Annotated in this window: 8 protein-coding genes; all 8 read left to right on the top strand. The window is 34.3% G+C overall.

Annotated elements, in window-relative coordinates:
- Window positions 1-92 precede the first annotated feature (92 nt).
- The 8 genes from mnmG (at window position 93) to NNL09_RS07675 (ending at window position 13,060) form a co-directional block, all read left to right on the top strand.
- The gene (gene mnmG / locus NNL09_RS07640) at window positions 93-1,964 is read left to right on the top strand and encodes a tRNA uridine-5-carboxymethylaminomethyl(34) synthesis enzyme MnmG (RefSeq protein ID WP_196911614.1); all 1,872 of its coding nucleotides are present in this window, start codon (window positions 93-95) and stop codon (window positions 1,962-1,964) included.
- Window positions 1,964-2,443: a hypothetical protein gene (locus tag NNL09_RS07645; RefSeq protein WP_025666121.1), complete on the top strand. Its 480-nt coding sequence runs from the start codon at window positions 1,964-1,966 to the stop codon at window positions 2,441-2,443. The genes mnmG and NNL09_RS07645 overlap by 1 nt, the downstream gene beginning before the upstream one ends.
- A gap of 72 nt (window positions 2,444-2,515) precedes the next feature.
- Window positions 2,516-3,001 carry a hypothetical protein gene (locus NNL09_RS07650; protein ID WP_196911613.1) on the top strand — a complete coding sequence of 162 codons (486 nt, stop codon included), beginning with the start codon at window positions 2,516-2,518 and terminating at the stop codon, window positions 2,999-3,001.
- An 18-nt stretch (window positions 3,002-3,019) separates the two neighbouring features.
- Window positions 3,020-3,871: a bifunctional 2-polyprenyl-6-hydroxyphenol methylase/3-demethylubiquinol 3-O-methyltransferase UbiG gene (locus tag NNL09_RS07655; RefSeq protein WP_196911612.1), complete on the top strand. Its 852-nt coding sequence runs from the start codon at window positions 3,020-3,022 to the stop codon at window positions 3,869-3,871.
- Between the two features lie 229 nt (window positions 3,872-4,100).
- Window positions 4,101-4,634 (top strand): OmpH family outer membrane protein, encoded by a 534-nt coding sequence (locus tag NNL09_RS07660; RefSeq protein ID WP_025666118.1) that lies wholly within the window; start codon window positions 4,101-4,103, stop codon window positions 4,632-4,634.
- A 512-nt stretch (window positions 4,635-5,146) separates the two neighbouring features.
- Window positions 5,147-7,225 (top strand): gliding motility-associated C-terminal domain-containing protein, encoded by a 2,079-nt coding sequence (locus NNL09_RS07665; RefSeq protein WP_254514219.1) that lies wholly within the window; start codon window positions 5,147-5,149, stop codon window positions 7,223-7,225.
- Window positions 7,226-7,752: 527 nt separating this feature from the next.
- The gene (locus NNL09_RS07670; protein WP_254514221.1) at window positions 7,753-9,801 is read left to right on the top strand and encodes a gliding motility-associated C-terminal domain-containing protein; all 2,049 of its coding nucleotides are present in this window, start codon (window positions 7,753-7,755) and stop codon (window positions 9,799-9,801) included.
- Window positions 9,802-9,805: 4 nt separating this feature from the next.
- A complete protein-coding gene (locus NNL09_RS07675; protein WP_196911054.1) occupies window positions 9,806-13,060 on the top strand; it encodes a PorP/SprF family type IX secretion system membrane protein in 3,255 nt (1,084 codons plus the stop codon).
- Window positions 13,061-13,103: the final 43 nt, after the last annotated feature.

Below are 13,103 nucleotides of genomic sequence, written 5' to 3' on the forward strand. Positions count from 1 at the left end.
AAGTGGTAATAAAGCAACAGTTGTTCCACGTGGAACAACTGTTTTTTTGAATAATAAAATGGTGTTCCACGTGGAACAATTGAATAGAAATTATGTTTGATAAGGAGTATGATGTTATTGTGGTGGGTGCAGGTCATGCCGGAAGTGAGGCGGCAGCGTCAGCTGCCAATTTAGGATGTAGCACTTTGCTTATTACAATGAATTTGCAAAACATTGCGCAAATGAGTTGTAATCCTGCTATGGGAGGAATTGCAAAAGGGCAAATCGTAAGAGAGATAGATGCACTTGGTGGATACAGTGGAATCGTGAGTGATCGTACTGCGATACAGTTTAAAATGTTGAACAAGTCAAAAGGACCTGCAATGTGGAGTCCAAGAGTTCAAAGTGACAGAATGCGTTTTGCAGAAGAGTGGAGATTGTTGTTAGAACAAACCCCTAATTTGGATTTTTATCAGGAGATGGTGAGCGGGCTTTTAGTCGAGGATGGAAAAATAAAAGGAGTTCAAACTTCTTTAGGATTAGAAATAAAGGCGAAGACTGTTGTGCTAACAAATGGAACATTTTTGAATGGATTAATTCATATTGGAGAAAAACAATTTGGTGGTGGTAGAGCTGGTGAAAAAGCAGCAACTGGTATAACAGAACAGTTGATTAATTTTGGTTTTGATGCCGGTAGAATGAAAACAGGAACTCCTCCAAGAGTAGATGGAAGATCTTTGGATTATTCTAAAATGATTGAGCAACCGGGAGATGATAATCCTGAAAAATTTAGCTATACAAATTTAACGACACCACTTACTAAACAAAGATCATGTCATATGACTTATACTTCTTTAGAGGTACATGATCTATTACGAGAAGGTTTTGATCGATCCCCAATGTTTAATGGTAGAATTAAAAGTATTGGACCTAGATATTGCCCGTCTATAGAAGATAAGATTAATAGATTTGCTGATAAAGAAAGACATCAATTGTTTGTTGAACCTGAAGGATGGAATACCGTAGAGGTTTATGTAAATGGATTCTCTACATCGTTGCCAGAAGATGTTCAATTTAAAGCCTTGAAGTCTGTGGTAGGTTTTGAAAATGTGAAATTTTTTAGACCAGGATATGCTATAGAATATGATTACTTTCCTCCAACTCAATTAACGCATACTTTAGAAACAAAATTGATTTCAGGATTATTTTTTGCTGGACAAATTAATGGAACAACAGGATATGAAGAAGCAGCATCTCAAGGATTAATGGCAGGAATAAATGCAGCTCTAAAAGTAAAGGAAAAAGAATCTTTTATTCTTAAAAGAAACGAAGCATATATAGGCGTTTTAATAGACGATCTTATAACGAAAGGAACAGAAGAGCCTTACAGAATGTTTACTTCACGTGCAGAGTATAGAACCTTATTAAGGCAAGATAATGCAGATTTTAGACTTACACCAAAATCTCATGAGATTGGGTTAGCTTCAGATGATCGAATGAGAAGAATGGAAGAGAAGGAAAAAAAGGCAAGTGCTTTTGTTCAGTTTTTTAAAGACACAAGTGTTTCTCCAGAAGAAGCAAATCCTGTTTTAGAAGAAAAGAAAACATCACCGATTAACCAGAGCGGAAAAATGTTTAAATTATTTTCTCGACCTCAGATTACTTTGGATGATATAAGACACTTTAAAAAAGTTTCTACTTATATAGAGGAGAATAATTTGGATAAAGAAGTTTTAGAGCAAACAGAGATCCAGGTTAAATATTCTGGCTATATCGAAAAAGAAAAAAACAATGCAGATAAATTAAACCGACTTGAGGATGTAAAAATTCCTAAGAATTTTGATTACACAAAATTGAAATCATTATCTTTTGAAGCAAGAGAGAAAATGTCTAAAATTAAACCGGCAACCGTTTCTCAAGCATCGCGAATTAGTGGAGTATCGCCAAGTGATATTTCTGTGCTTTTAGTTTATATGGGTAGGTAATGGATAGTGTGTTTTGTAAACAAGAAAAACCTTTAAAAGTAAGAATTCTTTCTGTTGTATTTTTGATGGTTTCTGTGTCATTTCTTTTTTATACAGAAGAGTCAATTTTATCTAGATTGCTCTTTTTACTTTCGTCTTTAATTATATTTGGATATTCTGTTTCTTATAAAATTAGTGGAGACTTTGATAATCAAAAACTTTTTTCGGTTTTCGGTTTTCCTGTTTTTAAAATAAAGCTCAATTTAGAATATCCAGATTACATTTCGGTTTTTTCAACTTCTTTTAGTTTAGATAACGAGTGGGGTGCTGTTAGTGCAATTGGAACAAAAGAAAGATCTCCTAAAATTGTAGTACGTTTTTTTACCGGAAATAAGAATTTTACACTTTATAAAACAGAAAAGTATGATAAAGCTTCCGAAAAGGCTAATGAGTTAAGTGAGCTTTTGGGAGTAGAAATTTATGACAGATCTAAAGAATAGTTCCACGTGGAACATTTTTTGTTAGAAGATGTTTATGAGTTTTTCTAATTTCAAAACACAAGAAATTTGTTGATGAAAAATACTTTTATATTATTTTTTACTTTATTCTCGTTTTATTCGTGTATCACAACACACAAAGTAAGACAGATTGATAATTTTAGAATTGAAACCGAGAACATGTTCAATGAAGAATCATTTCTTTTTAAACCCAACATGTATCCAGAAGAAGCGAAGCGTTCATTGCGAAAACAGTTTGGTTTAACAAAGGATCAAAATTTATCAGATTTTGACACAAAACTATTTGATGATTTTGACACGAGATTTAATGTCAAAATAAGTTTTGATGTGGACAGAGAAGAATATACAGATTATACACCTCTTTTAATTAATAGAGATAACCCAGAAGACCACATAGGAAAAGCTGAAACTTTTGTAAAAATTATTATTGTAGATGCTAATGGTGATAATTGCCTTTCTACAAAATCATTGTTTTATAATAAAACCAGGTCATTTTTGGTTGATATTAAAAACAATATAAACAAAGAATCATTATTTTAAATTTTTCTATCTATATAAATGAATAAACAAAAAACCTTAGATTTTTTTATCGAATGTAAAGATCATACGGTTTCTGGAGAAAAGTTTCAGTTGCTTTATGATAAAGAATATGATATGTTGGTTACTTCTCCAAAACCAGATGAAAACCAATTGGGTAAATATTATGAGAGCGAAGATTATATTTCTCATACAGATTCAAAACGATCTCTTTTTGAAAAACTATACCATTTGGTCAAAACATATTCTTTAAACAAAAAGGTTAAACTTATTTCTACATTAAATCAACAAGTAGGTGTACTTTTAGATATTGGGGCAGGAACAGGTGATTTTTTGAGTGCTGCAAAAAATAAAGGTTGGAGAATCGAAGGAGTAGAACCAAATAATCAAGCAAAAGAATTAGCAAAACAAAAAGGAGTTGATTTAAAATCAGAAACGGTGAATTTGAATTCAAAAAGTTTTGATGTTATTACAATGTGGCATGTTCTAGAACATATACCAGATTTACAATTTCAAATTAGAGAATTAAAACGCCTTTTAAAACCAAATGGATTTGTAATTATAGCTGTTCCAAATTTTAAATCCTATGATGCAAAACAGTATAATTCTTTTTGGGCGGCATATGATGTACCCAGACATCTTTGGCATTTTTCTAAAACTTCTATCCAAAAACTTTTTGAGGAAGAAAATTTAAAGCTAGAAAAAGTATTCCCAATGAAATTTGATTCATTTTATGTATCACTTTTATCAGAAAAATATAAAAGAGGTAAAATGAACTTTTTAAATGCTTTCTGGATTGGATTACGTTCTAATCTTAAAGCAAAACGATCTCGTGAGTATTCTTCACATATTTATGTTCTTAAAAACGACTAATTTTTATTTTTAGACGCTTTTTTCCTCTTTTTAAGATAAACCATATCTATTTATACCTCTTTTTTTTAAAAAGTGCTTAGAGCGCTTTATTTTTGTTTGTTTTTAATAGTTTTTTTATATTAAAAATATTAAAACAATTGTTTTTTCTTATATATGATTTTTTACGACTATATAATGAATAACATCGCATGAACTTTGATATTTTTGCTCAGAATTAAATTTTTGAAAAATGAGAAAAATAGTATGGGTTGCAAGTGCATTATTAATTTTAGCTTCTTGTAATCAACAAATAGAAAAAACGGGTTATGTAAATAATACCAAAGTTGTTTCTGATTTTAAAGAGATGAAAGCAGCGCAAGAAAAATGGACTAAACGTAATAATGAAGTGCGTGCAGAGCTTGAAGAAAAGGCAAAACAATTTCAGATTGAGGTAGAAGGATATAAAAATATTATGAAATCTATGTCTGCTGCCAATAGAGAAAAGAAAGAGCAAGAGCTAATGGTTAAACAACAAGGTTTACAAAGAGAGCAGCAGGCTAAAATGCAAGAGATTCAGCAAGGAAGTCAAGCAGAGATAGACTCTATTATAGGCAAAGTGAAGAGTTTTATAGAGGATTATGGTAAGAAAAATGGATATACTTATATCTACGGAGATACAGAAACCAGTAATATCCTGTATGGTAAAGAAGAATTAAACCTTACAGATAAGATTCTTACGGAATTAAATGGAGGAGATACTACCACTACTGAAACAAAAGAATAGTTTTTCTTTATAAAATATTAAAAACCCTCATTGAGTAGTCAATGAGGGTTTTTTAATGCCTAAATATTCATTTTAGTATTATATGTGAGTGTAAATCTATCATTTTTTATAGTTAGATTTCTTATGATATCATAGTTGCAAAAATGCTTTTATTATTATCACTTTGATTGATCAAATACATATTTTTTTAACCTACTATTTGAGGACTAAGATACTCATAATGTGTTTGTTATAAAAAACAACATATTAAACTAATTGATTGATATTCAGTTAATTATAGATTGTTAAATAACACAAAATTAACACTTCATAGTTTTTGGAAGAAAAATTTCCTTATAAATTTGTAGGAATAATCTTAAAATCTAAAACCATGAATAGTCTTTGTTATTGTATGTTTTACAATACTATCTGCTAGTGCTTTAAAAATCAGGAAATGCACTTCATTATTTTCTGTACACAAACCTGTAATTATTCTAATATTATTTAATCATATTAATCATAAATGTGATATTATGATAAAAAAATACAATTTATTATCATTAATTGCTACTATTATCCTGCTCTTATCGTTAAGAGCGGAAGCTCAAATTGATCCTCCAATTTTTACTTTAGAAGGAACACCACTTCTAATACAAAAGCTTTGTGTGGATCAGAAAGAACCTAATCGGGAAGCTATAGCTAAGGCAAACATTTTATTTGCTACAGGTACAGAATTTGTTTTAGAATTATCCGATGAGAATGGTGTTTTTTCTAATGATGCTACAAGAGTTTTAACACGATTTACTACGCCAATAGGTATTCCTCCTGGAGGAGACATCGAATTTCCTTCTTTTGCTATTCCCACAGATTTACAAGGCGAAAATTATGGCTTACGAGTTAATGTACCTGCAAGTTCTATTTTAAGTGCAGTACAAGAAAACATCCCTATTTATTATTTTGATTCTTCGTCTAATAGCTTTACTCTAAATGGCCCTGTTGTTGGTGCAAACTCTGTAGCTTTGTGCGATGGTGATTCAGCAACGTTAACTATTATGCCTGCAGATTTTTCCAGGTACATTTGGTATTTTAACACAGATATTAATAATACTAGTATTGAAGATGCAGATGTAATCGTTGGAGAGTCTGGAGCTACCTTAGAAAATGTAAATCGATCAGGTAGATATTTTGTTGAAATTGATTTTGGTGACTGTACGAGAAATTTCGCTTTTAATCGTGCAAGTATAGGTGTTATTGATTTTAATGATACAACAGTACGTATTAATGAACCTTCACCACAATCCTTTTGTCCTAGTGATGTAAAAATATTAACCACTAGTGTTACTGATCCTGATTTCACTTATGAATGGTTTAAGGATGGGGTTCTGATTCCCGAATTTGATGGTCCATCCGAGATTTTACCACAGAGTAATTTTGCAGGTATTTATACTGTTAAAGTTACGGGAACACCAACATGTAATATAACTACTGCTCCTGTCGAGGTTATTAATTTAGGTTCGGATATTCTAACCCAACCTCCTCCCCAGATTATGTTATTACCTACCCAGCCTACGTTGGTTTTGTCTATTACGACAAATGCACCTTCTGCTGGCAGTACAGTAGAATGGTTTAGGAACGGAATAAGTATTCAAGGTCCGCTCGCGGTTAGTACACCGGGAGCTTTGTCAGTTAATGTAACCAACCCAGGATTGTATCGAGTAGATGTCTTTGCAAACGATACTTGTATGGATACTCTTCAGGCTACTACAGAGGTTTTTGAGCCTGTAGGTTTTAGGACTCAGATTTCTACGTTGTTAGATTGTGATGCTGATACTGGTACTTTGGGTTTAGAGAATTTATTTGGTATTACTTCTACGGGTTTAGAAGTTCCTATTACGACAGATCAATATTCTTTATTTGATTTTGAATGGTTTTTAGGCAGTCAATCTACTGGAGTTACCGAAACGACATTTACGGTTAATTCGTCTAACATAGGTGAGGTTTATGCTTTAGAAGCCACTTTACGAGGCACTACATTTCCTACTGCACGGTCAAATGATTTAACGGTTGAGTTTCTATCAGACGTTGTAGTAATAGAAGCTTCACCAACATTTATTCCATTTGGAGAGACCTCTACATTAAGTGTTCCAGAGAGTAGCAATTATGCTTATGAGTGGTTTATTGTTGTAGACGGCGAGAACCAATCTTTGGTAGATGGTTCTAGTGTTATAAGTGGTCAGGGCACAAGTTCTATAGAGATAGATACCACGGGAGATTACTTTGTAAGGATTACATTATTGGATTGTGTTATAGATTCAGAGATACTCAGTATTTCAGATGTTGCAGGTTCTTCAGAGATTATTCCAAATGTAGTTACGCCCAATAGTGATGGTATCAATGATAATTGGTTGCTTCCACCGAGTTTGTTTAATCAGCAATCTGTAGAGGTTACGATTTATAATGCACGTGGTCAGGTTGATTTTACATCATCGAGTTATCAGAATAACTGGCCCCGAGAGAATTCGAAATCATCGGGTCAGGACCCGTTTTATTATTATATAATCACCAAAAATAATTCCGTAGTCAGAAAAGGTTCGATAACAATAATGAGATAATTTTTATAAAAAAAGAACCTCAAAGAAATACGGGTATTTAGGAGGAGATTTTCTTTTAATTTTTCATATAAAATCGTTTTTCTATGACCAAAAACTCAATACTGTTTTTTACACTTAATCGAGAAAAATTACCTTTTTTAGAACATTTAATGTATAGAAAATACGCCCAAAAACGCATAAATAATATGATTTTTATACAAAATTCTTTTGATTTTTTTATAAAAATAGGGGAGATTTAAACCTTTTTTACTGGTTTGAAATGATTTTTTACAATAGCTCAAGACATTGATTAACAAATTTTTATGTATATTGAAATGTTTTTTAGGATCGTATTTGTTTTAGTTAAAATTGAACAAGTAACAAAAGGTCAGAAAATTATTACAAAAAAAAGTTAAATTTTAGTTTGATATAAACATTTAATTTATAATTTTATGTCTTGGTAAAAAATATATTAACAATATTATTAACAAGCGCCCCAAATCGCAAAGTTAATATAGTATATTCACCTTAATCATAAGTGTGATATCATGAAAAAAAAACTTAACCTCATATCATTAATTGCTATAGTGACAGGCTTTCTATTTTCTTCTTTGAAAGCTAATGCTCAGGATATTGGTGCTCCTTTATTTTCTATTAGCGGATCTACTGCTACAATACTCTGTGTAAATCAAAATACTCCCAATCGAGAAGCTATAGCTAAGGCAAACATTTTATTTGCTACAGGTACAGAATTTGTTTTAGAATTATCCGATGAGAATGGTGTTTTTTCTAATGATGCTACAAGAGTTTTAACACGATTTACTACGCCAATAGCGATTCCTCCTGGGGGAGACATCGAATTTCCTTCTTTTGCTATTCCTACAGATTTACGAGGCGAAAATTATAGTTTACGAGTTAATGTACCGGCAAGTTCTACTTTAAGTGCAGTACAAGAAAATATTCCTATTTACTATTTTGATTTTTCTCAAGGTGTCACGTTAACAGGAGCGAATATCGAAGCTAACACAGTAGCGTTGTGCGTTGGAGAATCGGCAATATTGACAGCCTTACCAGGAGATTTTCCAGAATATATTTGGTCTTTTAATGGTACAGTGGTTCCTGGCGAATCAGGTAATACTCTTGAAAATGTAACCCAAGTAGGAACTTATACAGTTCAAGTCAACTTTGGAAGTTGTAATCCCTCTTTTAACTTTGATACAGCAACAGTAGAAGTTATTGATTTTAATGATACAACAGTACGTATTAATGAACCTTCACCACAATCCTTTTGTCCTAGTGATGTAAAAATATTAACCACTAGTGTTACCGATCCGGGATTCACTTATGAATGGTTTAAGGATGGGGTTCCGATTCCCGAATTTGATGGTCCATCCGAGATTTTACCACAGAGTAATTTTGCAGGTATTTATACTGTTAAAGTTACGGGAACACCAACATGTAATATAACTACTGCTCCTGTCGAGGTTATTAATTTAGGTTCGGATATTCTAACCCAACCTCCTCCCCAGATTATGTTATTACCTACCCAGCCTACGTTGGTTTTGTCTATTACGACAAATGCACCTTCTGCTGGCAGTACAGTAGAATGGTTTAGGAACGGAATAAGTATTCAAGGTCCGCTCGCGGTTAGTACACCGGGAGCTTTGTCAGTTAATGTAACCAACCCAGGATTGTATCGAGTAGATGTCTTTGCAAACGATACTTGTATGGATACTCTTCAGGCTACTACAGAGGTTTTTGAGCCTGTAGGTTTTAGGACTCAGATTTCTACGTTGTTAGATTGTGATGCTGATACTGGTACTTTGGGTTTAGAGAATTTATTTGGTATTACTTCTACGGGTTTAGAAGTTCCTATTACGACAGATCAATATTCTTTATTTGATTTTGAATGGTTTTTAGGCAGTCAATCTACTGGAGTTACCGAAACGACATTTACGGTTAATTCGTCTAACATAGGTGAGGTTTATGCTTTAGAAGCCACTTTACGAGGCACTACATTTCCTACTGCACGGTCAAATGATTTAACGGTTGAGTTTCTATCAGACGTTGTAGTAATAGAAGCTTCACCAACATTTATTCCATTTGGAGAGACCTCTACATTAAGTGTTCCAGAGAGTAGCAATTATGCTTATGAGTGGTTTATTGTTGTAGACGGCGAGAACCAATCTTTGGTAGATGGTTCTAGTGTTATAAGTGGTCAGGGCACAAGTTCTATAGAGATAGATACCACGGGAGATTACTTTGTAAGGATTACATTATTGGATTGTGTTATAGATTCAGAGATACTCAGTATTTCAGATGTTGCAGGTTCTTCAGAGATTATTCCAAATGTAGTTACGCCCAATAGTGATGGTATCAATGATAATTGGTTGCTTCCTCCAAGTTTGTTTAATCAGCAATCTGTAGAGGTTACGATTTATAATGCACGTGGTCAGGTTGATTTTACATCATCGAGTTATCAGAATAACTGGCCCCGAGAGAATTCGAAATCATCGGGTCAGGACCCGTTTTATTATTATATAATCACCAAAAATAATTCCGTAGTCAGAAAAGGTTCGATAACGGTAATGAGATAATTTTATGGCCAGAAAATTACTATTAATAATCATATGTATATCCTTTAACCTTCTTAGGGGACAGGATGAAAATACCACTACTTATGGTATTCTTCCTACGGATATTCCTACTCATACCTTAGTAAAATATAACCGTTTTTATTTTAACCCTACCTTTTCTTTGGTTCGCGAAAACAAAAAGTCTATTAATGTTTATAATAAAACGCAATGGGCTTCATTTAATGATAATCCTCAGACATATTTAATTAACTATACATCAAATTTTGACGAAAAAATAGGTGTTTCTATTGGTTTGCATCAACAAAACGAAGGTATTTATAGGTATTTTGGTGGTATAGCGAACTTTGCATATAACATCGAATTAAATAGAGATATGAACTTCACTTTTGGTTTAAATCTCGGCTTTTCGCAAAGCGGAATTAAGTCCAACATTGATTCAGCAACAAGTATTGTTTTAAATAACGGAGTAGAAGTAAGTGACCCGGTTATTCTTAACTATGAGAATAGCTCAGTTTTTCAATTAACTCCTGGTGTTAACTTTAATTATGCAGAATTTGATGTTGGGGTTTCTGTATCAAATCTTGTGGCTTATAATCTAACGGGTAGCGAGCTATTGACAGATAATATGGCTTTTACTGGTCATGTTATGTATACTACAAGCTTAGAAAGAAGATCAGACAAGATAATACGAGGAATGGCATATGCTAATATGTTACCCGACTCGGGCGCAGATTCAAATCTTAGATACGGAGGTAATGTTATTGTTGAATTACCAGCACTAGGTTGGGCTCAAGCAGGGTATAATAGTTTTTACGGAGCTTCATTGGGTATTGGAGGTAATATTACATCTAATATTTCGGTTGGATATACCTACGAAACAGGATTTGGAGATACCAGTAATTTTGGAGCAAGTCACGAAGTAGGTTTAGCATATAATTTTGAAAAAGAAAGACCAAGAAGAAGAAGAGGAAGTAGATCAAAATCAAGTACTCAAAAAGCATATGAAGAAAGAGATTCTGAAATTAGAAGACTTAAGAAGGAAATTCTTGAACAAAATAAACTAATAAGAGAATTACAAGAAGAACAAGGAGACTCTAGAAGCCAGGAACAAAAGGCAATGAGTGAGCTCGAAAAATCAATAGCAGAAGCTAGGGAGAAAGAAGCCAAGGCAGCTAGAGAGTTAGAATTACAACGAGCAGAAGAAGTAAAATTGTTAAACAAAAAAGCAGAAGAAGAGCGTTTGGCTGCTCAAAGACGAGTAGAGCGTGAGGAAGCAGAACAGAATGCAGAAGAAGAGCGTTTGGCTGCTCAAAGACGAATAGAGCGTGAGGAAGCAGAACAGAATGCAGAAGAAGAGCGTTTAGCTGCTCAAAGACGAATAGAGCGTGAGGAAGCAGAACAGAAAGCAGAAGAAGAGCGTTTGGCTGCTCAAAGACAAATAGAGCGTGAAGTAGCAGAACAAAAGGCAGCAGAAGAAAGAATCGCTGCAGAAGAAGCAGCTCGTGAAGCTGAGGCGGCAGAACAAGAACGCTTAGCTGCTCAAAAAGAACTGGAACGTGAGGAAGCAGAACAGAAAGCAGAAGAAGAGCGTTTAGCTGCTCAAAAACAGTTAGAACGTGAGGTTGCTGAGCAAAAAATAGAAGAAGAACGTTTAGCTGCTCAAAAACAGTTAGAACGTGAGGTTGCTGAGCAAAAGATAGCAGACGAAGCAGCAGAGGTAGCTCGTTTAGCAGAAGAGAAGAGATTAGCAGATGAAGCAGCAGAGGCGGCTCGTTTAGCAGAAGAGAAGAGATTGGCAGATGAGGCAGCTGCAGAAGCGGCTCGTTTAGCCGAGGAGAAGAGATTGGCAGATGAGGCAGCTGCAGAAGCGGCTCGTTTAGCCGAGGAGAAGAGATTAGCAGATGAGGCAGCAGCAGAGGCGGCTCGTTTAGCCGAGGAGAAGAGATTAGCAGATGAAGCAGCAGAGGCGGCTCGTTTAGCAGAAGAGAAGAGATTAGCAGATGAAGCAGCAGCAGAAGCAGCTCGTTTAGCAGAAGAGAAGAGATTGGCAGATGAAGCAGCAGAGGCGGCTCGTTTAGCCGAGGAGAAGAGATTGGCAGATGAGGCAGCTGCAGAAGCGGCTCGTTTAGCCGAGGAGAAGAGATTGGCAGATGAAGCAGCTGCAGAAGCGGCTCGTTTAGCAGAAGAGAAGAGATTGGCAGATGAAGCAGCAGCAGAAGCGGCTCGTTTAGCAGAAGAGAAGAGATTAGCAGATGAGGCAGCGGCAGAAGCAGCTCGTTTAGCTGAGGAGAAGAGATTAGCAGATGAGGCAGCTGCAGAAGCGGCTCGTTTAGCAGAAGAGAAGAGATTAGCAGATGAAGCGGCAAAAGCAGCAGCAACTGCAAATGAAGAGGGATTAGATGAGATTAAGAAAGAACTAGATAATAGTAGTCGAATCACAAGTAAGATATTTGCTCGTCGAGACTCATTACTAACGACCAGCTTAAATGTAGATAAACGTGAATTTAGCAAGCTTTTAGAATCACTTGTTAGTATGAATGATGATGCAGATGAGGCTAAAAAAGAAGCTGATCCTGCTAGTTCTAAAAGGTTGACAGCTAGAAATAGATTTGTAAAATTTGCTGAAACAACAAGACCTGAGGCTCAAATTGCAACCAAATTTATACCGGGATACCCAGAAGGATATTACTTAATCGGTAATGTATTTAAGGGAGGAACATATGCTGATAAATTCTCAGGTACATTAAAAGATTTAGGATTTAATGATTCTAAAATAATACTTAATCCAGAAAATCAATTCCAGTATGTAGCTATAGAAAGCTATACAAACAAGGATGAGGCGATAGAAAAGTATTTAAATAATATTGATAATAGATACTTTGGTGATATGTGGATATTACACATTGCTAAGAGTAGAGTAGAATCCTATAAAAAGCTATTACAAGAAACTCGACTTATCAAAGATACGGTTAAGGATGATACAGTATTAACAGAGAGTTTATCGTACATCGGAGGACATAATATTGAAAATGGATATTATCTGATTACGAATATTTTCAAAAGAGAAAATTATTTTGAAAGAGGAATGGCGAAGCTAAGAGCTCAAGGATTAGAGCCTCAATATTTCAGGAACCCAAAAGACAACTATATATACGTATACTTAAAGAGACATGACAATCTTGAAGAAGCTAAACAAAGCTTATTCTCTAACGTAAATAACTCGTATGATGGAGATCTTTATATATTGAAAATTCAATAATGTAAGAAAGAGATTATGATGACTAAATACCCAAACACCCCAC

The organism is Aquimarina sp. EL_43 (assembly GCF_943422735.1).
In the GTDB taxonomy this organism is placed as follows: domain Bacteria; phylum Bacteroidota; class Bacteroidia; order Flavobacteriales; family Flavobacteriaceae; genus Aquimarina; species Aquimarina megaterium.